This is a genomic window from Robertkochia flava (genome assembly GCF_020166515.1).
Lineage (GTDB): Bacteria > Bacteroidota > Bacteroidia > Flavobacteriales > Flavobacteriaceae > Robertkochia > Robertkochia flava.
Window position 1 is genome coordinate 362,875 of sequence record NZ_JAINZT010000006.1, and the last position, 21,553, is coordinate 384,427.

The following is a 21,553-nucleotide window of genomic DNA, read 5'->3' on the forward strand; positions in this document are numbered from 1 at the left end:
CCAACCCCAAACTTTCATAAGTTCTTAACAGTAACTGCGACCAAATAACTATAACTTTAAATAAAAAAGTATGAAAAAGACACTATTGCTAATTATTCCCGCCTTGTTTATTTCATGCAATTCCGGGGCTCAGAACAAGGAGCAGCATAAGGGAGAGACCTCCTATGCCGTAGAGATGAGTGACGACCAATGGAAACAAAAGCTTACCGACATGGAATACCAGGTATTGAGAAAGGAAGCTACCGAAAGGAGAAACAGCAGTGACCTGCTGGACAATAAAGAGGAAGGAGTTTATGTATGTGCCGGTTGCGGGAATCCGCTCTTCAGGAGTGAGCACAAATACGATTCCGGCAGCGGTTGGCCCAGCTTTGACCGGGAAATACCCGGAAGTGTTGCGTACACCACCGATTACAAAATAGGAGTGGCCAGAACAGAGGAACATTGCGCCAGGTGTGGCGGGCACCTCGGTCATGTATTTGACGACGGACCTGCAGCTACCACCGGAAAAAGGCACTGTGTAAACGGGGTGGCCCTGGATTTTATACCAATTCAAGAATTTAACCGTGTAAATAAAAATGAGTAGTTATAAGGTAAATAAGACCGAAGAAGAATGGAAAAAAGAACTGGACCCCGAGAGTTATCGCATTCTGCGAAATAAGGGTACCGAAATGCCGCATTCCGGAAAATTCAATCTCCATTTTGATAACGGAAGCTATCGCTGCAAAGGTTGTGGGAGCGAGCTATTTGCCTCTGAAATGAAATTTAACAGTGGCTGTGGTTGGCCCAGTTTTGACAATGCCATAGAAGGAAGCATTGAATACCAGCAGGACAGAAGTCACGGCATGATCCGAACAGAGATTCTCTGTGCCTCCTGTGGCGGACACCTGGGACACATCTTCAACGATGGCCCTACCGAAACCGGCTTGAGGTATTGTGTGAATTCTTTGAGCCTTGATTTTAATGCAGACGAATAACAGCATTGACTGCTGCATCCTGAAATAAACACAGAATACGCAGTGTTGTGACAGCACTATAATTTAAAGCAAAAAAAACCGCTTCATATGAAGCGGTTTTTTAGATTTATTTATACAGAGTGGGTTACTTCACTTCTTCAAAATCTACGTCCTGAACGTCTTCACCTTCCTGACCCGAAGATCCTGAAGCTCCATCCTGGGCATCAGCACCTGCTCCTGCAGCCCCACCTTGTTGCTGGGATTCTGCCTGAGCCTTGTACATTTCTTCTGATGCGTGCTTCCACGCCTCATTGATCTTGTCAAGGGCGGGCTGGATCGTATCCACATCCTTGGCCTCATATGCCTTTTTAAGCTCTTCCAGGGCATCCTGGATTGGCTTTTTCTTATCATCACTCAGCTTATCTCCAAATTCTCCGAGTTGCTTTTCAGTCTGGAAGATCATAGAGTCTGCCTCGTTAAGCTTATCTACTTTCTCCTTCGCTTTTTTATCGGCCTCGGCATTGGCTTCAGCTTCCTGCTTCATTTTCTGGATCTCTTCTTCTGTTAGTCCTGAGGAAGCCTCGATTCGAATGTTCTGCTCTTTGTTGGTACCTTTATCCTTCGCACTTACATTAATAATACCATTGGCATCGATATCGAAGGTTACCTCGATCTGAGGCACTCCTCTTGGTGCCGGCGGTATTCCGTCAAGGTGGAATCTACCGATGGTCTTATTGTCTGCAGCCATCGGACGCTCGCCTTGCAACACGTGGATCTCCACGGAAGGCTGATTATCTGCTGCTGTTGAAAATACCTGCGATTTTTTGGTAGGAATGGTCGTATTAGCTTCAATAAGCTTGGTCATTACTCCACCCATCGTTTCAATACCTAATGAAAGCGGGGTAACATCCAGAAGCAATACATCCTTTACATCTCCTGTAAGTACTCCTCCCTGGATAGCAGCTCCAATGGCTACTACCTCATCCGGGTTAACGCCTTTTGACGGCTTCTTCCCGAAGAATTGTTCTACAGCATTCTGAACTGCAGGAATACGGGTGGAACCACCTACCAGAATGATCTCATCGATATCACTCTTGCTCAGACCGGCATTTTTAAGAGCCGACTCACAAGGCTTGATGGTGCGAGCCACCAGGTCGGCGATCAGCTGTTCGAATTTCGATCTTGTAAGGGTTCTTACAAGGTGCTTAGGTCCGCTGGATGTAGCAGTAATATAAGGCAGGTTGATCTCCGTCTGAGAAGAAGAAGACAACTCTATCTTGGCCTTTTCTGCAGCCTCCTTCAATCGCTGAAGTGCCATAGGGTCTTTTCTCAGATCCATATTTTCTTCGGCGTTGAATTCGTCTGCCAACCAGTTGATGATCTTTTCATCCACATCATCTCCTCCAAGGTGCGTATCTCCGTCTGTTGAAAGTACTTCAAATACACCGTCACCCAGTTCCAGGATAGATACGTCATGTGTACCCCCGCCAAAGTCAAAGACTACGATCTTCTGATCGGTATGCTTCTTATCTAAACCATAAGCCAGGGCCGCAGCCGTTGGCTCATTGATGATACGCTGTACCTTAAGTCCGGCGATCTCCCCTGCTTCTTTGGTAGCCTGACGCTGCGCATCGTTAAAATAAGCAGGAACCGTAATCACGGCTTCAGAAACATCCTGTCCCAGATATTCTTCAGCTGTTTTTTTCATCTTCTGAAGGATCATTGCTGAAAGTTCCTGAGGGGTATATTTTCTGCCATCGATATCCACACGCGGAGTATCGTTGTCTCCTTTGACCACTTTATAAGGAACACGCTCGGCCTCACGCTGACATTCCGAATATTTGTTCCCCATGAATCTTTTGATCGAGTAAATGGTTTTATGCGGATTGGTAACCGCCTGACGTTTTGCAGGATCACCCACCTTGATCTCTCCTCCCTCAACGAAAGCAATCACAGAAGGCGTGGTACGCTTACCTTCAGCATTTGGGATTACCACCGGTTCGTTACCTTCCATTACAGAAACGCAGGAGTTGGTAGTACCTAAATCTATTCCAATAATCTTGCTCATGTTACTATGTTTATGATGTTCTAAATTTTAATTCTTGCATTCTCTTTAAGTCAATCATTATGCCATGGAAAAAAATATGACAAGCTGTCATAAAACAGGCTTTTTTCATGACGAGATAACCCCCTTCAGGGGTATTTACGCTTCGTTTACAAACATCACAACGGGGAATAACACGGCGACAGGCGGCATGACATGTACATTTCACCTATAAGGAACGGTGTACCTGAAAGTTCAGGTTTTGTTTCTCGCGCCCACCTCAATGACAGAAGAATTTTTTACTTCTCCGATCATGAATATACTATGGGTATTACCGATATGCTTCAGATCGGTTAGCTTGGTCACCATGAAATTCCTGTAATCTTCCATGTTCGCTACATGTATTTTTAAGATGTAGTCGTAATCTCCGCTCACATGATAACACTCCTGCACCTCATGAAGGGAAACCACCTGTTTTTCAAACTCAGCGACATTTTCCTTGGTGTGCTGGGTAAGCCGGATATGACAGAACACTACAAAGGCACGATTGATCTTTTCACGGTCAAGTAAGGCGGTGTACTGCCTGATCACCCCTTCCCTTTCCATTTTACGAATACGCTCATATACGGCTGTTTTACTTAACCCCAGTTGCATGGAGAGTTCTTTGGTGGTTCTCTTGGCATCCTCCTGTAGAAGGCTGAGCAGTTTTCTGTCGGTTTGATCCAGGTTCATGGTGAATATTTTTCAGCAAGTTGACAAAATTAAGGAGACTCAACAAGCGATTGGACTATAAATTACATGAATGATAGTTTTATTCTCTAAAATTGAGTTCCATCATTGATATTTTATCCGCATTACACTTATTTAGCTATCTAACTTTCTAAAAACCCTAGACTATGAAATTTGAACCAGCAAACAAGATCCAGGACCTACAATACTTTGGAGAATACGGCGGGGTGAATCCTTCGATCTCCGACTCGTCCACATATACTTTCCTGTCTGCAAAGACGATGTTCGACACCTTTGAGGGGAATACGGAAGGATGTTACCTCTATTCGCGCCACTCTTCTCCTTCCAACCTTTACCTTGGAGAAGCTCTGGCAGCCATGGAAGGGAGTGAAACAGCTAATGTGACCGCCAGTGGTATGGGGGCTATCACCGCAGTGATCCTGCAGCTCTGTGAAGCAGGAGACCATATTGTATCGGGAAGGACGGTATACGGAGGTACGTATGCATTTATGAAGAACTTCCTTCCCAGGCTACAGATCAATACTAGTTTTACGGATATCACAAAACCTGAAGCCGTGGAAGCATTCATTACCCCTGAAACGAAAATGATCTACTGCGAGGCGGTAAGTAATCCGCTGCTGGAAGTAGCCGACCTGGAAGCGCTTTCTTCCATCGCTAAAAAACACGGGGTCCCGCTGGTGGTAGACAACACCTTTACCCCTATGAACATCTCTCCTCTAAAACACGGGGCCGATATCGTGGTGCACAGCCTTACCAAATTTATCAATGGCAGCAGTGATACGGTCGGGGGTGTGGTTTGTGGCACTAAAGAATTTTGTCTGAGCCTGAAAGATGTCAATAGCGGTGCCGCTATGCTCTTAGGCAGTACTATGGACAGTTTACGAGCAGCTTCGGTATTAAAAAATCTGAGAACCCTGCATATCCGGATGAAGAAACACAGCGAAAATGCTATGTACCTGGCAGAGCGCTTTGAAATGGACGGATTAAAGGTCGTATACCCCGGGCTCCCTTCCCATCCGGGCCATGAGACCATGAAGCGAATGATTAACCCGGAATACGGTTATGGAGGGATGTTAACCCTGGATGCCGGAAATCTCGATAATGCCAATGCGCTCATGGAAATGCTTCAGGAAAATAACCTTGGGTACCTCGCCGTTAGTCTCGGATTTTACAAAACCCTGTTCTCAGCTCCGGGCACCTCAACCTCTTCCGAAATTCCGGAGGAGGAACAAAAAGAAATGGGTCTTTCAGACGGATTGATACGATTTTCTATAGGCCTTGATCAGGATATAGAACGCACCTATAAAGCTATGCGCAGGTGTATGGAGGTACTAAACATCCTCCCAGCTGCTGTAAATGCATAATTGACCATACCACCCTTTTTGCAAACCGACCATTAACCAGTATCCCTTCGACCGCCATACACCCTGGCAAGGCCGAAGGGATTTTTATTTCAGGAGGGAGAGACATTTAAATTGCAGAAGAAACCACCAGACTTCTATCAAGTGTTTGGATCAGGGAAATCAGTAAGTGGGCAACTCAGGATAATATCGAAAGCACCCCGACAGGATTTGGGTTAAAATACTTATATTCATAGAGTTAAACCATTACAAATGGTCAATTTTTTACGTAAATTCAGATGGGATCTCATTCCGGGGAGCCGGATTCGAAAATACCTGCTCTACGCTCTTGGAGAGATCATTCTGGTTGTGATAGGAATTCTGATAGCCCTGCAGATCAATACCTGGAACAATGAACGCCTTTTACTCATCAAAGAAAAGCAATACCTCCGGCAGATCCGTAATGATTTGGAAGAAGACCTTCGGAACCTGGAAAAAACCCTTGAATTTAACGTCCGGAAGGAAGCTGCTATAGAGGATGCTTACAGGATACTTGCTTATAAAGATCCTGACAGTTTGGTCAGGGCATTCAGCAGTAAGATGTCCATCTTACCTAATTTCGAAATTTTTATCAGCACCAGAACTGCTTTTGATAATATGCTTAACTCCAATAGTATCGATCTTATTCGCGATACGGGACTCCGACAAGCCCTTTCTATCTATTATTCTGAGTTAGATCTGGAATACAGTACCCAGGGACGGGTCGTACTTTCTAACCGAAAGTTTGTTGACGACATTTCCCCCATGATCACCACCAGGGAGTTTATTAACCAGGTTATGAGTGCAAGCCTGGATATTCCGGATAACGCCTCTGTAAGCATACAGAATGATCCACGCACCATTGGTAATCTCTTCCAGCTTTATATGAGCACAATAGCCCAGGACTCTTACCTTATTGATACACGAACGGAAACTGAAAAACTGATCGGGCTTATCGATAGCTATCTCCAAATTACACAAGGCAATGAGTAATATTAAGGGGAATAGATACCAGGTTAAAGCACGGCGGGTCAGGAACGGGAAAATATAATACGGGAGCAGGGTAAAAAGTTTAAGGTATTGAACCAAAGACGTTTTAACCTTAAAATAACTTCCTTATGCTTCCATAACAAATACCGCTTACTAATCCGGTATCAGTTCACAAAACCAGAAAGAGGAATCCCAGGTAACCTCATCCTCATCACGGAAACAATTGTCTTCTTCTTTTTCTGAAGGTTTATAGGATCTTAAAATCTTCTCCCCTATAGAAAACGATACCGGGTCTTTAAAAACAGGGCCGTCAAAAACAAAGGTGTGAAACTCCCCGTTTTCTCCACATGGATCTACTCCTTCGGGCAGATCTTTCAGGAATTGATCATCCACAAGTCTTCCGATAAAATCCTTCCCCAGTTTTTTATCGCTTACACTCACCGTGATTGCCTTAAAACCGGCATCGATAAATTCGCGCATCAGGGATTTGGTGTCATTCTTCCACAGGGGAAAAACCGCTTTAACCCCTAAGGTATTTAATTGTTCTTCCCGGTAAGCTTTCAGGTCTTCCAGGAAAATATCACCAAACACGGCATGGGTATAACCATCATTTTTGAGTTGTTGTACATGCTGATTCATGATCATCCCGTACTGCTCCATAGACACCACCCCGGGCAGGTTAATCGTATGTAATGGCAAGCCAATCTGCTTTACCTGCTCAAATAGCAGTTGTTTAGGCAAACCGTGCATGCTAACCCGACCCACTTCATCATTCATTGTGGTTACCAGGGTACCCACATCGTATGTATCTTCCTGAAGTATTCGGTACAGTGCAAGACAGCTGTCTTTACCACTGCTCCAGTTCATATATGTTTTATAAGGCATTTTCATTCTAAAAAGCTTTGTATGGCCAGGTCATAAGACAGGAGTCCGAACCCCAGGATCACTCCCCTGGCATTGGGTGAAATATAGGATTGGTGCCTGAAGGCTTCCCGGGAGAAGGTATTTGAAATATGCACCTCCACTACGGGCGTGGCAATAGATTTTACCGCATCTCCTATGCCTACTGAGGTATGGGTATAGGCTCCTGCATTTAACACAATGCCGTCGCAATCAAACCCTGTCTCGTGTAATTTATCAATTATTTCACCCTCTATATTACTTTGATAATATAGCAGTTCGCAACCTTTAAATTTCTTTTTCAATCCCTCCAGGTATCCCTCAAAAGAGGTGTCTCCGTAAATTTCAGGCTCCCGCTTTCCCAATAAATTCAGGTTAGGGCCATTGATAATAGCAATTTTCATAGACATTAAATTATCTTAATAAGAATTAAGATCGGTAAAAGTAGTAAAAAAGGTACAGTAAGGGAAACAGTATTAATCCTCTATGCTTTGGTTGATCATGGCTTTGAGTTCCTTGATACGTTTTTCTTTAGCCGGTTGCCGCTTCTCCCTGGCATACTGGGTATGATAAGAGTGCTTTTCAAGAAAGGATATTTGAATTTTATTCCATTGGTGTTTGGTATCCACCTTGCCAAAAGCTTTCAATTCTTTAAAGAGACTATCACTGATGGGCCAGAAATCTTTCCTGCCCAGGTAATCCAGGTCGGCATCACAAATGATCATTTCCAGCTCATTTTTAGGATATTGAGGGATTCGGGTTGCAGCGATCAATCCTTCGACAACCTCAATATCGGCCTCATCGAAATGCAGGGCCTCCATATGTTTCCGGGCAATTTCTGCACTGTGTTTTTCGTGTTCTTCGTTCGAAACCGTAAATCCTATATCGTGATATAAGGTACCCAAACGCAATAGTTTGGCTTCCCGTTCCGGAATTCCGCTGCGCTCGATGTACTTATTAACCACCTTCAGCACGTCCAGCGTATGATCTATACCATGATAATACAACTTATCCGAGAGCTGGGAGTCAAGTATTTCTATTGCCTTTTTTCTTAATGTGAAATATCCCTTCATAGGATCTATAAAATATCTTTTAACTGCAAGAGCCACAACACCATGATCAATATCACAAAGATGAAACTGTATGCCATAAACTTCATGGCCTTTTTTACGCTCTTGAATTTCGTGTCAACGATCTTACTTTCAATGTATATCTGCTGCCCGAGCTGATCAAATAATTCCTCCCTGTCGGCGACAGTGTTCATTAGCTTTTTGCTGTATTGGTGTACATCCCCAAAATTATTCACCGCATCTTTAAAGAAGAACACATTCTTATCAAACTTCAACTCCATTTTTGGGATAAAACACTGCAGCGCAAAAAATATGGATACAAACACGATAAAAAGCCACAGTACCACTAAGATAGTAAAGATTGAACTATTGTGAAAAGTTTCTGACAAAACTTCCATCCGGTCAAAGAAAACCCCAATGACCAGGGAATGGAAGGAAAAAATAATACCCGCCTTTAATTCTGAGGCACGGATAAGACGTTCAAGTCGCTCCATTTGTTCCCAGTAATTCTCCGGTTCGACATCCAAAAGGGCTTTAAGATGTCTTTTCTCCTTTTTACCTTTTTTATCCTTATGTAAAGCTTTATCTTCCAATACATCAACAATATAGTAAATTATCCGGGCTTCTAACGAAATTATCCCGTACTAACCTTTTCCTCCTGATCCCGTTCCGGGGCATTAACTTTAACCTCTTTAACATAATACATCTTAAGCATCCCCTTGTTTTTAACTTCCACCTCTCCTCTGTACGTACATTTAAACTGATCCCGTACCAGCGCATAAGTGGTTTCAGAAATATTGATCCGGCCGGGAGCCGAACTTGACTCCATCCTGCTGGCTACATTAACGGTATCGCCCCAAATGTCGTAGGCAAATTTCTTGGTACCAACCACTCCCGCTATCACCGGACCGGTATGAATACCGATCCGAATATCAAACCCGGGAAATCCATCTTCAGGATCCTTTCGCACTTTTTCAACAAATTCCAAAATTTCCAGTGCTGCCATGATCATTTTCCGGGGATGCTCTTCGGTTGGAAAGGGTAAGCCCCCTGCACACATATAGGCATCACCAATGGTTTTTATCTTTTCCAGACCGTACTTTTCTATGATGGCGTCAAATTTGGAGAAAAAGTGATCTACATTTTTAACCAATTCTTCCGGGCTCATAGTTTCCGAGGTTTTGGTAAATCCCACAAAGTCTGTAAACATCACGGTGACCGATTCAAACCGTTTTGCCTCTACTCTTCCCTTTTGCTTGAGCTCCTGGGCAGTTTCCTCCGGAAGGATATTGAGCAACAGGTTGTCTGAGCGTTCCTTCTCTTCGTTAATCAGGTTATTGGCGCGTTTAATGAACTTATACCGATTGAACATACCAAGTGCAAGCATTAGCAGCAAGACCGCTACTGCCACCGTGGCCAGGGTCACACTTTTCTGACGTTTTTGCTGTAGTTCGGTAATCTCCGTCTCCCGTTCCAGCAGCTCTATTTTGCTTTCCTTCTTTTCGAGGTCAAAATTTAACTGGGCATACCGGATCTTATCATTCGCTTTGATGTTAAAAATAGAATCCTTGAACCGGAGGTAGTTTTTATGGCTTTCCAGGGCCTTATCGTATTGCCCGAGGTATTCATAAGCCTTAAAGAGCTCGAAGTATACATCCCTTTCCGATTGAACCAGATCAGCGGCATCGCTGATCATCAATGCCTCCTGAAGGTAATCCAGGCCCCTGTTCGAGTTGGCCGTTTTAATGTAGGTACTGCCTAATTTACTGAGTCCCTCCACCAATTCCCTGTCTGACCTCCATTGCTTTGCTGACTCTATAGACTTTAAATAAAATTCCCTGGCCTTATCCATATTACCAAGACCTTCATAGGCCTCCCCCACACTAAGGAGCGTTTCTGCATAAAAGTTTGTTCCTTCATCAAGCGGCAACAACTTCTCATACTGCTCCAGGGCTGCCTCGTAATTTTCATTGATCAGATTATATTCTGCCATCCCGGCATCATAGACGATTTGTAATTCCTCCATACCCTTAAATCCGGCATCCAGATATTCCCTGCTCCTTTTATAATACTCCATAGCCCTCTCGGGCTCCCCCATAAAGTTTCCATATACAGCTCCCAGGTTAAGCAGTACACTCACGATACGAGTGGTATCCTTTCGCGCTTCGGCTTTGCGCAGTGCAGGTATTAAATAATCGATCGCAACGGGATCTCCTTCATTCAGAAACAACACTCCCAGATTGGATTCCAGGTTGGCAATCCCCAGCGTGTTACCCAGGCGTTTGTAAATCTCCAGGGATTCCAGGGTATAGCGGATGGCATCGTACATGTTGGATTGATTACCATAACTTATCCCCTGGAATTTCAGGGCCTCGGCCTCCCCACTGAGGTATCCGGCATTCCTGGCCAGGTCAATCGCTTCCTGAAGGGTATTGTGTGCTTTATCAAATTCCCCGGAATTCGTATAAAAAGACCCCAGGGCGTTTAAAGCATCCACCTTTAAACTATCGTTTTTAGCAGATGCCACCGCTTCCGCAAGATCCTTTTCATCAGATTCCTGACCGTAAGAGTTTATGGGAAGGTGTAGCCCGGTCAGGCCAAGGAGAATCACGAATAGTACATAATAAAGGGCTTTCTTCATAAGATTATTTATTGTTTGACAACCTTAATTACCTTCTCCTCCAGGGTAGTTACCACCTTAAGCATATAGATCCCCGCAGAAAGGTCATCGGTAACGATACGTTGCTGCACCCCTGTACCACTCTCTCCGGTGATACGTTCATAGATGACCCTTCCCATAATATCATACAGCTGAAGGGTACGAACAGCGCCCTGGCCGGGATGGATGATCAGCGCTTCAGCTACGGGATTGGGATAGGCCGTGATCGCGGTTACCGGAGAAAGGGAGAACTCCGACACCCCCTGGGTACCGGCAGTTATGGTCGCGTCCTTTAGGCTAAGGGATGTAGTAATGGTTTCGATATCTTTTGCTGAGCATTTTTTACTGTCCAGGGTAGACTCCGATCCTGTTGAAGAAGGATTACAACTGCCAAAGGTGCACACATTCCAGGTCATGGGCTTGCCATCAAAGGGGATTTGCACATAGTGCTCCCCGGGTAAAAATTCGGTCGGTAAATTGTTGACATACATGCCTTCTGCCTCGATGTAATTATCATTTTCAAACAAATAAAGCGGGAATTCATTTGGGTTTACGTAGCGAAAATTGGCGATATAGGTATACCCATCCGCAGCGGCATTCGGATTCAATTGCACGCAATCCAGGTAGGTTCTGATCTTACTCCCATCTGTCGGATTTACATACAATACCCCGGGAGAAGTGTTTTCAATAAGATAATTCTGCGGAGCCTCTATACTAATATAAAACACCCCGAAATCACCCTGCTCATAAGTCATTCCCGAAGCATCAGCAAAGGTAAACTCAACCCCGTTGGGGAACACATCGGCCTCCGCTTCTCCATATTCATAACCTGCAATGCTATATTCGATCTGTGCAGGGTCAATTTGCGATCCCTGTTCTACAATCAGGTCGCCTGTGGTTACTGAAAGGGTCGCCGGGTTCATAACAAGACGACTCAGATCGTAAATGACGTTAAAATTGGTTGCAATAGGGTGCAATAACACCCCGGGGTAGGTATAATGTCTTCCCTCTTCAGTAGTGGTAACCCCGAGGCCTGTAATGAGGTTCAGGGCATATAATTTCTGAACCGCACGGTCTTCGGAATCTGTGGAAAGATCGGTCTCGTCGATAATGGTGAATGTCTTTGCGTAAATCCCATCATCATCTTCGTCGCCAAAACTGGTCTCATTAAGTACCGTACGGAAACGGTTGGTTATGGAAGGGTCTTCCACATCGGCGAGGCCATCAAAGAAATCCTGTCCGTTTAACACGGTTCGGAAACGGTTTAAAACAGTTCGGAAACGGTTGGTAACCGGGTCGGTGGCATTGATATAATCTTCGAAATGGTCCATTTCCAGATCGATCACATCCATTCCATTCAGAACGGTACGGAACCGGTTCTGTATGGTATTCTCGGATACCATCCATGCATTGTTATTTAATAAGCTCAGGATATCCTCCCCGTTAAGTACCGTGCGAAACCTGTTCAACAAGGCGAAGGTATTCTCCTCAAAATAACCGGAAGCATGAGCCGAGGCTACTAATTCCCGAAGGACTGGTTCGTTTAAAATGGGCGTATTCTCCGTGTCGTCAAAGATATACTCCATTTCCAGGTCGATAAGGTCCCCATAGGTATAGGTGGCAGGCAGGGGCTTAATGGTCAGTCCTCTCTTGGTTACCGTAAATACGGAGGATTTAAAATTAACAATGTATTCTTCCAGAACGGCCGGTTCAGGATCTTCCGTAAACTCAGGAATAACGGTATACGAGCGCACATCGGGATAGGGGGCCACTGCGGGGGTGCTGAATGTTATTTCGGGCAGGCCTGTATCGGCATAAGTCGTACCTTCAGGCAATCCCTTTACGGTATATTCAAACTCGTAGGGTTGCCCGTATACTATTTCAAGGGGTTGAGCCTCTATGGTGATCGCTCTGCGATCTTCCAGCAGGTCTTCCTCATTAGAGGTCACGATCTCTGTTCCGGCCTGGGAAACAGGTTCTACGGTAACATATATAATTCCGGCACCTTCGAATTCAGGCACATTCACCACGATCTCCGTATCGCTAATACTAACTACCTCAAGCAAAGTTCCATTCAGGAAAACCTGGGAAGAGGAATTGAAGTTTTGTCCCTTTATGGATAGTTGAAAGGCCTCCGAACTTGGAATAACATCTACCGGAGGGTCCAGCGATTCGATCACAGGCGCCCTGGCTGCCAGGCTGGCTACCGTACTTTCAACATCGATGAATCCCGCACCGGTTTGATCCGGATTTCCTGCAGGAAGCGCAAATTGACGGTAGAGTTCAAAAACGGAGGATACCGTACCGGAGGCCATGGCCTGGGCTGAAGCACTTGTGCTGTTCCCGGTCCAGATGTCATATGCCGGTTTAAGTAAAGCGATGGCCCCCATAACATGCGGGGCAGCCGCGGAGGTTCCGAAAAAGCGTTCGAACCCTTCCACAGCCGTGCTCACGCCATCCGGGGCAGCAATATCCGGATATACCGCAGATGAATTGCTTATGACCCCTCCATAACTGGAATACGACCGGGGTAAGGCGCTTCCGGATTCAAAGGCATTAACCGCCCCGACGGTGATCACCTCATTAATGGATGCATGCCCGCTAATGGTGGGCGCCCCTCCATACTCGAGAAATTCGAGGCCCTGGTACCGGAATGCGATTACCCGGAAAGGCACCTGAGGGGTCAGGGCTCCTTGTTCACTTACGATCATAAGATTCGCCTCCCCTTCTTCAGTCACAGAAAAGGTCATGATCTCCAGGGCATCCCTGCCCAGGCTAAAGCTGTTGTTTCCTACCAGAAGCCTGCCCAGGTCGTCTACCACATACATGTCCAGATCGCTCTCGGCCCCGGTCTGATTGTTGGTCGATGCAAATTCCTGGTCCCATTGAAAGGCCAGCAGGTATACCCCGGGCTGCACCCGGAATCGCAACAGGTAATCTTCACTCCCGTCGGGATTGGTTCCAAAAACATGGGCCCGTTCCTGTGGATCCAACTGGAAATTATTCACAGGAACCTGGGAACTCGGTGTAAAGGCCCCGGTAAAGGATTTATCGATAAAATTCCCTGCGGCCGATACAAAATACCTGTCTCCCTTATCCAGAAAATCACGTATGGCCTGACCTGCAGGGCCATCGCCGTCAAATTCTTCATCTACAAAGGTGATGTCATCGCCAATAAGATCAACTCCCTGAGCACTTAACCGATCTACCGCATAACCGAATACCTGGTCGGTAATGGCATAGTGGAAAGCCAGTTTACTGGCAGGGGCCACATCGTGAATGATCTGAAGCATGGCCCGCCCTTCGTCCGTACCTCCCAATCCGGGGTAATCTTCCAAAAGCGTGACCCGCTCTGAATACCCGTTGGGATTATCCGGCCCGGGAAGGTCTCCGCTGGCCTCATCAAAAAGGGCATTAGAACCGGTTGGGGAAGGAAGTTTATCGAAACTATCGGATATTACTCCAACCGAAAAACCAAAACCATCGAGAAACCTGGCCTCTCCATCTACAACCGTACCAAAGGATTTCCGAACGGCAAGGGACCCCTGGAGCGAATCTCCTTCAGAAAAAGCCACCCCCTGTAACCCGTTCTGTTCAAAAAGGGGCACATAATTGGTCCTGACAAAATTGATAATATCGGGATAGTTGTTCAATTCCAGCAATCGCCCTACCGGGACAAAACAATCGACAGAAGAAAAGGCTTCGTCTATCAACACCTGGGGGTCTATCAGAAAATCTCCCGATGCATTATTTAATCCGAAGGTATTTTGAAGCAGGTTGATCAATGCAACCAATTGGCCGGGGTTCGGAATCACCTCTACCAGCAGATCATTTTCCTTTAACTGGTAGATAATATCCGAAGGCTGTTCCCCCTCATTCCCGGTGGCAAGAGCATAGGAAGAAGGATCCAGCAGACCACTGGTTTTTCCGTTTTCGGCATAGACCGGGAAGATAAAATTGGTCTCCTCAACATCCTGACAAAACGAAGCACTGGAATTTGCCTCTACAACAATCTCATTACCACTCGGATAGGTGATTATCCAGGTAACGGTTTCGCCTTCAGAAAAGACCAAACTGAATGCTTTTTTATGAATTCCAGGTTTAAAATTGGTAATCCCCTGCATATTCCGTTTCCCCTTCTCAAACTTCACCAGGCTCTGTTCAGGCCTTAGGCTCACTTCGCGCCGCTGCGGATTCTCATAGGTGAAATTGGCCTGGTATAATCCATTTCCAATATCCTGAACACATGCGCGCGCACCGATATCATTTTTACCCTGGGCAAACAGAGAAGGTCCCGAAAGGATGAGTACAAAGAGAAGAATTAAAGAATAAACAGAGGTATGGAGGAAAGATGTTTTGAGAAAAGCACCTGAAAAGGTACTGTGGTAGTTATTCTTCATTTTGGTCGGTTTTTTAGAAAAGCAGCTTAAATTCTGAAAATTTCCCGCTCAATTTGGCGTATTCCCAGAGGGAAACATCAGCAGATTCAGGACTAAAAACCAACACAAATAACGTTACTCAAAGTACTGACATGGAGACTGTTAAAGATAGTGATTTGACTCGATTAAGGTTAAAAAATAAGAGCAACAACAAGTTATACACCCTTAACAACCTCTTGCACAGGTACGGGGCGGGGTATTGCGGTGTAAAACCTATTTCTTATTTTTAAATCATGACCTGGGAAACCGCCTTGACCGACTATCAGAATTACCTGCGCCTGGAACGCGGTTTGTCTGATAATTCCATCAACAGTTATTTATCTGATCTTACCAAATTATCAGCGTATCTGGAAACTTTCTCCATTACAGACGGACCAGCGGAGATCGGAGCAGAACCCCTGCAACAGTATGTTTATGAGAAGGCGAGAACCTTAAAGCCCCGATCCCAGGCCAGACTGGTCTCTTCCTTGAAAGGATTTTTTGGCTACCTCCAATTTGAAAAATACCGGGAAGACAACCCCACATCCCTGTTGGAAAGCCCACGCCTGGGGCGCAAGCTACCCGAAACCCTCAGCTTCGAAGAGATCGTGATGATGATTGATCTCCTTAAAGGTAAGCGGGAGCGGCTGGACCTTAGCGGAAATTTGCAACACCCTGATTACCATATTCTGCTGCGCAATGAGGCCATACTGGAAACCTTGTACAGTTGCGGCCTCAGGGTGAGTGAACTCACCCACCTGCGCCTCTCTGATCTTTTCTTTGAGGAAGGATTTGTACGCGTAAACGGAAAGGGAAACAAACAACGCTATGTGCCCGTGACCGGGGTCGCCGAACAATGCATTAGAAAATACCTGGAGTCCGGGAGGTCTCAGCTAACGATTGCAGACGGCCATGAAGACATTGTTTTTCTTAACCGGAGGGGCAAGCAGCTTACTCGCGCTATGATCTTTACCGTGATCCGCCAAACTGCAGATCAGGCCAACATTAAAAAAAAGATCAGTCCGCATACTTTCCGGCATTCCTTTGCCACCCACCTTCTCAAGGGAGGAGCCGATCTCAGGGCCATACAACAAATGCTGGGCCATGAAAGCATTACCACCACAGAAATTTATATGCACCTGGATCGAAGTGATCTTAAGCGTAGCATCCTGAATTACCATCCAAGAAAAGACTGATCGCTTTTTGCTTCGTCTCATTTTTTCTTAACTTCAGGCATCCTTACTTGATCAAAAATCTGAAGAAAATAGCATATGAAAACAATTAGCCTGAATAACGATTTGGCCATCCCCGCCATAGGACTTGGCACCTGGAAATCTGCCCCTGGAGAAGTAGGAAAAGCAGTGGAGACGGCCATAGCTGCAGGTTACCGCCATATTGACTGTGCCGCGATCTACGGGAATGAAAAGGAAATTGGTGCAGCACTGAGCAAGGTTTTCAAACAAGGTCTGGTTAAAAGGGAAGACCTCTGGATTACCTCAAAACTTTGGAATAATGCCCACAGGAAAGCAGACGTTATTCCGGCACTGGAGCAAACCCTGAAAGACCTGCAGCTGGAATACCTAGATCTCTACCTGATACACTGGCCGGTAGCCTTCAAACCCGATGTCGTAAACGCCTCCAGGGCAGAAGATTTTCTATCTCTTGAGCAGGCGCCTATTCAGGAAACCTGGGAAGCCATGGAAGAGGCCATGGAAAAAGGCCTTTGCAAAAGTATAGGAGTCTCCAATTTCAGTGTTAAAAAGCTAAAGGAGCTCCTGGAAAATTGTCGGGTTAAACCGGTGATGAACCAGGTGGAGCTGCACCCATACCTGGCGCAAAAGGAATTGCTTGACTTTTGTACCGACCGGGGCATTGTGCTTACAGCCTACTCCCCTCTTGGCAGCGGAGACCGTCCCGAAGGTATGAAGAAGAACGACGAACCCAGCCTGCTGGAAAACCCTGTGGTAAAGGACATTGCCCATAAAAAAGGCTGTTCCCCTGCCCAGGTTCTCATAAGCTGGCATTTGCACCGCAATTGTGTGGTTATTCCTAAATCTACCCATGCCGGAAGAATTCAGGACAACCTCAACAGCCAGGATATCGACCTCAACAAGGACGACATGAAAGCCCTGGCAAACTTAAATAAAGGGTATCGCTATGTTGATGGTACATTTTTCGAGCTGGAAGGCAATACCTATTCGAATGTGTTCGACCAGTAAATCACCCAATATTCTAATTGCACAACATGGAAGGTAACACAGCACGTATATGGTGGAAAGAAAGTGTGGTATATCAGATCTATCCAAGGAGTTTTAATGACAGTAACGGCGATGGTATAGGAGACATCCGGGGAATCACCGATAAACTCGACTACCTGAAAAGCCTTGGAGTAGATGTGCTCTGGCTTAACCCGGTTTACGAATCTCCCAATGATGACAACGGATATGACATCAGTGATTACCGCGCCATCATGAGTGAGTTTGGGAGTATGGATGATTTTGACGCACTTCTGGAAGGGATTCATCAAAGGGATATGCGCCTGATAATGGACCTGGTAGTGAATCACAGCAGTGATGAACACCGTTGGTTTAAAGCGTCAAGGAAATCACGCACCAATCCTTTTCGGGATTATTACCACTGGTGGCCTGCAGAAAAAGGTGTTCCTCCAAAACGGTGGAGTTACTTTGACCAGGAGGACAACGCCTGGCAGTACGATGAAACCACCAACGCATATTACCTGCACTACTTTTCAGTCAAACAACCTGACCTTAAATGGGAAAACCCAAAGGTCAGGCAGGAGATCTATGAGATGATGCGTTTCTGGTTCGATAAGGGAATAGACGGATTCAGGATGGATGTGATCCCATTTATTTCCAAAGACACGTCCTACCCGGAACTTCCGGCATCGTATGATGGTGACTTTATCGCGTATTACGCCAACGGCCCCAGGCTTCATGAGTTCCTGCAGGAGATGAACGCGCAGGTCTTAAGCCAGTACGATGTTATGACCGTGGGAGAAGCCCCGGGGGTAACCCTGGATCAGGCCCTGGATTTTGTTGCCGAAGACCGAAAGGAACTGAACATGTTCTTTCATTTTGACCTCCTGGCCCTGGACCGGGAACCGGGGGAAGTCTTTAAAATGCGAAAAGATCCCTGGAAGCTCACCGAATTCAAAGCCATTCATTCCAAATGGGATCAGGTTTTTGAAGAAAAAGGGTGGGGTAGTATTTTTCTATGTAACCACGATTTCCCCAGAAGTGTAAGCCGGTGGGGGAACGATACCCCTGCATACTGGAGAAACAGCGCCACCATGCTGCATACCTTTTGTTTGAGCATGCGGGGTACCCCTTTCTTTTACCAGGGGGAAGAGATCGGTATGACCAATATAAGGTTTGATTCGATAGAAGATTACAGGGATATAAATACCCTGAATGCATATCATAAGGCCGCTCATAATTGTGACGACCTTCAGGCCTTCCTTGAAAATGAAAAGGATGCCAGCCGGGATAATTCCAGAACGCCAATGCAATGGAATTCCGGTGAAAATGCAGGGTTCACACAAGGAGATCCATGGATCAAGGTGAATCCCAACTACAGGACGGGAATTAATGTTGCCGACCAGGAAAAAGATCCGGATTCTGTATTGAACTACTTTAAAAAAATGATCAGGATCCGTAAAGAGCATCCGGAACTTATCTACGGAGCATACCAGCTCCTCGACGAGGATAACCAAAAGGTGTACGCCTATACCCGGAAGGGAAAGGAAAAAACCTTCCTGGTTTTACTAAGTTTCACAGAAGAAGCTGCAGAATTCTCTTTAAAGGATATTCCAAAAGTTAAGGGACAGCTCGTTATTAGCAATGACCATGCTCCTTCCCAACTCCCGGAAGACCGGATCGTCCTTTCTCCCTACCAGGCGGCCATCTATGCCCTTTCATGATTGGAACCAAGGGATTTCCATGTACCCTTTTCCAGCGGAACATGGCAATGCCTGACCTTTGGCACATCAATGGTTTTACAGGTTGATTTTCAGACACATTCCGGGTTTCAGGAACGCTGTATTCCCGAAATTCTCTGATCTTCTAATGATAAGAAGTACTACGGGTTCGTTCCGAATACATGAGACTCCACTGCCCTCCACACATAGTAATGAAAAACAGAGCCGGCGCTCACCAGAAACAGAAATACAACAATGTTGATCGGTGCAAAAAAGTCGAGATCGTTTTTTAGGAAAAGATACAGTACGCACACAAGAGGTACCATAACAGACTCAAGAATTTTAGGCTTCATAGGTTAAATCTTTGGTTTTCAGGGCATCCTTATTATTAAACCTGAAAGGGGCTATTCACTCAGGCCTAAAAGGATTAAATTATTTTGCTATTAGGTAACCTCAATATTAGGTCAAATCTTCTAGTTTTCAAAAAAATACTTCATTACTTTCGATTTAAATACTAAAATTCTTGTTATAATTACCGAAAATCATTGTACAGATTATCTATATAACCTTACATGATCTATTTTTATTTCGTGAATTTTCTACAGATCGCCCATCGTTTTAAAATAATATCCCCGGTAAAAAATGGAAACGCAATCTTCAAATAATCAAACCCGTCCGGTAAAGGAACACAAAGGGAATCCCTGGACTGCCTTTCTGCCCGTCTATGGCCTTGTGGTAATACTGGATATTATGGTATTGAGCAGTGAAGGCCTTTTATCCCTGAGGGAAATATCCAAGCCACTCATATTAGGATCTCTTATTGCATTCTTCATCTGGCAATACTTCCCGGTAAAGAAACGAAGGGAACGTACCTTTCTTCTCGGGCTTATTTTTTCCTTTTTGGGAGATGGATTTTTGAATTATGAGGGCTGGTTTCTCCCCGGACTGATTTCGTTTTTTATGGCCCATGTTTGCTATATTCTTACCTTCTACTGCAAAAAAGGCTCAAAGAATGTATGGCATCCCTTTTTTCTCCCGGGAATCCTCATTTGGTCCGGAATTGTTTTCCGGATGATCTATGAAGATTTGAAAGAGCTCAAACCCTATGTCATCCTCTATATGGCTGTACTCGTTTTTATGGCGCTTAGCATGCTCACAAGAAAAGGAAAGGTTTCTTCCCGGACCTATTACACCGGATTATCAGGAGGAATTTTCTTTGTTTTGTCCGATTCTGTTCTGGCGATAAATAAGTTCGCTTTTACCACCTTTCTCGCTCCCCAGGTAATCATGTTCACCTATGCCCTGGCTCAGTTATTACTGGTTCGCAGTTTCTGGACAGAACAGGTCTCCGGGTAGCTCATATAAAATTATGTAAGTACTTCCTGCAGTTTGAATTCAGAAAAATTGTTAGTCAATTATCAAAAAAATTCTAAATTATTCTAATTTAGAATTATTCAACTTGCTTATATACAGACTTTTACATACTTTAGAAGAAAATCGCTATTGATCAACTATGATGAGTTCCCTGACCTTCTACATCATTTACTTCGGTTTATTGATATCGGACCTCATTCTCATTATTTCACATCCTGAAGGGTTCTGGAGGCCCTTCTTTGAACCCTTAATGATTCTTCTGCTTTTATTTCACTTCCGACAAAACCACAAAGAAGATAATACCTGCAATCCCAAACAGGTTCAGATCGCTTTGGTTTCCATAATTCTCGGAGGTCTTTTTCTGATGAATTCCCTTCCCGTATATAGTTTTCTAGCGGGTTTTTGCTTCTTTCTGCTGGCCAATATTCTCTATACAATCCTTTTTTATCGCTGTGCAGATCTCAGAGTTAAAAGAGCCATTCCCTTCATTGTAATAGCTTCTGTGCTTTCTATGATCTTGCTTTATGTTTTTTATGAACACTTAGGCGATTATTTTATTCCTGCATCCTTCTACATTTTTGTCTTGCTGAATTGCATGCAGGCCGCATTTCTGCGCTATAAGGTGGTGAACGACAACAGTTTCTACCTGACCTTTATCGGGATGGTCCTGTTTTTCATCTCCCAGGTTGCTGCTGCCTTCTATCATTTTATCGACCATAGCACTGCTTTAAAATTTATTGTAATCATCAGCTTTTTCCTTTCCCAGTTCCTTATTGTCAAGGGGGTGCTGATTAATACCAGGGAACCGGAAGATATTCCCGGGATGCCTGCAATTCCAAAATCTCCCCTTTCCCCGGAAAATTCGATGAAGACAAAACCACAGGCCGGAGATTCCAGGCTGGGCTAAACCGCATTCAAGTTTCCCGTCTAATTGTTTTGAGGGTGGCAACCCATGGATGTATTCCGAATTGTTATCCCTTATGAAACCAAATTCGAATTTCAGATTACCATTATCAAAAACATTTTGGTCAGCACGTGTAACATTTTACTATTTTAGACTACTTACAGGAAACCATCAA

18 protein-coding genes are annotated in these 21,553 nt (G+C 45.0%); 9 read left to right on the plus strand and 9 right to left on the minus strand.

What is annotated here, in order from left to right; translation table 11 throughout:
• Positions 1-70 precede the first annotated feature (70 nt).
• Positions 71-583: a peptide-methionine (R)-S-oxide reductase MsrB gene (gene msrB / locus K7R11_RS10735; protein ID WP_224490646.1), complete on the plus strand. Its 513-nt coding sequence runs from the start codon at positions 71-73 to the stop codon at positions 581-583.
• On the plus strand, positions 576-974 hold the full coding sequence (gene msrB, locus K7R11_RS10740) for a peptide-methionine (R)-S-oxide reductase MsrB (RefSeq protein WP_224490647.1): 399 nt from the start codon (positions 576-578) through the stop codon (positions 972-974). The genes msrB (K7R11_RS10735) and msrB (K7R11_RS10740) overlap by 8 nt, the downstream gene beginning before the upstream one ends.
• A 124-nt stretch (positions 975-1,098) precedes the next feature.
• Here msrB (K7R11_RS10740) and dnaK read toward each other — a convergent pair whose 3' ends face one another.
• Positions 1,099-3,021, minus strand: coding sequence for a molecular chaperone DnaK (dnaK, locus tag K7R11_RS10745; protein ID WP_224490648.1), 1,923 nt, complete (start codon positions 3,019-3,021; stop codon positions 1,099-1,101).
• Between the two features lie 231 nt (positions 3,022-3,252).
• Positions 3,253-3,729, minus strand: coding sequence for an Lrp/AsnC family transcriptional regulator (locus K7R11_RS10750; protein ID WP_224490651.1), 477 nt, complete (start codon positions 3,727-3,729; stop codon positions 3,253-3,255).
• A gap of 164 nt (positions 3,730-3,893) precedes the next feature.
• Here K7R11_RS10750 and K7R11_RS10755 point away from each other — a divergent pair, with 164 nt between their 5' ends.
• Both K7R11_RS10755 and K7R11_RS10760 read left to right on the plus strand, forming a co-directional pair.
• Positions 3,894-5,111 (plus strand): aminotransferase class I/II-fold pyridoxal phosphate-dependent enzyme, encoded by a 1,218-nt coding sequence (locus tag K7R11_RS10755; protein ID WP_224490653.1) that lies wholly within the window; start codon positions 3,894-3,896, stop codon positions 5,109-5,111.
• A 249-nt stretch (positions 5,112-5,360) separates the two neighbouring features.
• The gene (locus tag K7R11_RS10760; protein WP_224490655.1) at positions 5,361-6,119 is read left to right on the plus strand and encodes a DUF6090 family protein; all 759 of its coding nucleotides are present in this window, start codon (positions 5,361-5,363) and stop codon (positions 6,117-6,119) included.
• A gap of 150 nt (positions 6,120-6,269) precedes the next feature.
• Here the strand turns inward: K7R11_RS10760 and K7R11_RS10765 are convergent, their stop codons facing one another.
• The 6 genes from K7R11_RS10765 to K7R11_RS10790 form a co-directional block, all read right to left on the minus strand.
• The gene (locus K7R11_RS10765) at positions 6,270-7,001 is read right to left on the minus strand and encodes a Dph6-related ATP pyrophosphatase (protein WP_317196476.1); all 732 of its coding nucleotides are present in this window, start codon (positions 6,999-7,001) and stop codon (positions 6,270-6,272) included.
• 2 nt (positions 7,002-7,003) lie between these two features.
• A complete protein-coding gene (locus K7R11_RS10770) occupies positions 7,004-7,420 on the minus strand; it encodes a type II 3-dehydroquinate dehydratase (protein WP_224490659.1) in 417 nt (138 codons plus the stop codon).
• A gap of 72 nt (positions 7,421-7,492) precedes the next feature.
• The gene (locus K7R11_RS10775; RefSeq protein WP_224490661.1) at positions 7,493-8,089 is read right to left on the minus strand and encodes an HD domain-containing protein; all 597 of its coding nucleotides are present in this window, start codon (positions 8,087-8,089) and stop codon (positions 7,493-7,495) included.
• Positions 8,090-8,094: 5 nt separating this feature from the next.
• On the minus strand, positions 8,095-8,679 hold the full coding sequence (locus tag K7R11_RS10780) for a Pycsar system effector family protein (RefSeq protein ID WP_224490663.1): 585 nt from the start codon (positions 8,677-8,679) through the stop codon (positions 8,095-8,097).
• Positions 8,680-8,720: 41 nt separating this feature from the next.
• Positions 8,721-10,727 carry an adenylate/guanylate cyclase domain-containing protein gene (locus K7R11_RS10785; protein ID WP_224490666.1) on the minus strand — a complete coding sequence of 669 codons (2,007 nt, stop codon included), beginning with the start codon at positions 10,725-10,727 and terminating at the stop codon, positions 8,721-8,723.
• Between the two features lie 8 nt (positions 10,728-10,735).
• The gene (locus K7R11_RS10790; RefSeq protein WP_224490667.1) at positions 10,736-15,145 is read right to left on the minus strand and encodes a S8 family serine peptidase; all 4,410 of its coding nucleotides are present in this window, start codon (positions 15,143-15,145) and stop codon (positions 10,736-10,738) included.
• Positions 15,146-15,417: 272 nt separating this feature from the next.
• On the opposite strand from K7R11_RS10790, the gene K7R11_RS10795 reads away from it, so the two are divergent.
• From K7R11_RS10795 to K7R11_RS10805, 3 genes are all read left to right on the plus strand, one after another.
• Positions 15,418-16,359, plus strand: a complete 942-nt coding sequence (locus K7R11_RS10795; protein WP_224490670.1) for a tyrosine recombinase — start codon at positions 15,418-15,420, stop codon at positions 16,357-16,359.
• Positions 16,360-16,434: 75 nt separating this feature from the next.
• Positions 16,435-17,382, plus strand: a complete 948-nt coding sequence (locus K7R11_RS10800) for an aldo/keto reductase (RefSeq protein WP_224490671.1) — start codon at positions 16,435-16,437, stop codon at positions 17,380-17,382.
• A gap of 26 nt (positions 17,383-17,408) precedes the next feature.
• Entirely contained in the window at positions 17,409-19,103 is a 1,695-nt protein-coding gene (locus tag K7R11_RS10805) for a glycoside hydrolase family 13 protein (protein ID WP_224490672.1), read from the plus strand.
• Positions 19,104-19,261: 158 nt separating this feature from the next.
• Here the strand turns inward: K7R11_RS10805 and K7R11_RS10810 are convergent, their stop codons facing one another.
• A complete protein-coding gene (locus tag K7R11_RS10810) occupies positions 19,262-19,453 on the minus strand; it encodes a hypothetical protein (RefSeq protein ID WP_224490674.1) in 192 nt (63 codons plus the stop codon).
• 289 nt (positions 19,454-19,742) lie between these two features.
• On the opposite strand from K7R11_RS10810, the gene K7R11_RS10815 reads away from it, so the two are divergent.
• Together K7R11_RS10815 and K7R11_RS10820 are read left to right on the plus strand one after the other, a co-directional pair.
• Complete coding sequence (locus K7R11_RS10815; RefSeq protein WP_224490676.1) at positions 19,743-20,456, plus strand: lysoplasmalogenase; 714 nt, start codon at positions 19,743-19,745, stop codon at positions 20,454-20,456.
• 157 nt (positions 20,457-20,613) lie between these two features.
• Complete coding sequence (locus K7R11_RS10820) at positions 20,614-21,381, plus strand: lysoplasmalogenase (RefSeq protein WP_224490678.1); 768 nt, start codon at positions 20,614-20,616, stop codon at positions 21,379-21,381.
• Positions 21,382-21,553: the final 172 nt, after the last annotated feature.

Coding starts and splice junctions, on each gene's coding strand:
- K7R11_RS10810 (WP_224490674.1), bottom strand. CDS start 19,453: ATGAAGCCTAAAATTCTTGAGTCTGTTATGGTACCTCTTGTGTGCGTA.
- K7R11_RS10795 (WP_224490670.1), top strand. CDS start 15,418: ATGACCTGGGAAACCGCCTTGACCGACTATCAGAATTACCTGCGCCTG.
- K7R11_RS10755 (WP_224490653.1), top strand. CDS start 3,894: ATGAAATTTGAACCAGCAAACAAGATCCAGGACCTACAATACTTTGGA.
- K7R11_RS10765 (WP_317196476.1), bottom strand. CDS start 7,001: ATGCCTTATAAAACATATATGAACTGGAGCAGTGGTAAAGACAGCTGT.
- K7R11_RS10790 (WP_224490667.1), bottom strand. CDS start 15,145: ATGAAGAATAACTACCACAGTACCTTTTCAGGTGCTTTTCTCAAAACA.
- K7R11_RS10750 (WP_224490651.1), bottom strand. CDS start 3,729: ATGAACCTGGATCAAACCGACAGAAAACTGCTCAGCCTTCTACAGGAG.
- K7R11_RS10770 (WP_224490659.1), bottom strand. CDS start 7,420: ATGAAAATTGCTATTATCAATGGCCCTAACCTGAATTTATTGGGAAAG.
- msrB (WP_224490647.1), top strand. CDS start 576: ATGAGTAGTTATAAGGTAAATAAGACCGAAGAAGAATGGAAAAAAGAA.
- K7R11_RS10800 (WP_224490671.1), top strand. CDS start 16,435: ATGAAAACAATTAGCCTGAATAACGATTTGGCCATCCCCGCCATAGGA.
- K7R11_RS10760 (WP_224490655.1), top strand. CDS start 5,361: ATGGTCAATTTTTTACGTAAATTCAGATGGGATCTCATTCCGGGGAGC.
- K7R11_RS10775 (WP_224490661.1), bottom strand. CDS start 8,089: ATGAAGGGATATTTCACATTAAGAAAAAAGGCAATAGAAATACTTGAC.
- K7R11_RS10785 (WP_224490666.1), bottom strand. CDS start 10,727: ATGAAGAAAGCCCTTTATTATGTACTATTCGTGATTCTCCTTGGCCTG.
- msrB (WP_224490646.1), top strand. CDS start 71: ATGAAAAAGACACTATTGCTAATTATTCCCGCCTTGTTTATTTCATGC.
- K7R11_RS10820 (WP_224490678.1), top strand. CDS start 20,614: ATGATGAGTTCCCTGACCTTCTACATCATTTACTTCGGTTTATTGATA.
- K7R11_RS10805 (WP_224490672.1), top strand. CDS start 17,409: ATGGAAGGTAACACAGCACGTATATGGTGGAAAGAAAGTGTGGTATAT.
- K7R11_RS10815 (WP_224490676.1), top strand. CDS start 19,743: ATGGAAACGCAATCTTCAAATAATCAAACCCGTCCGGTAAAGGAACAC.
- dnaK (WP_224490648.1), bottom strand. CDS start 3,021: ATGAGCAAGATTATTGGAATAGATTTAGGTACTACCAACTCCTGCGTT.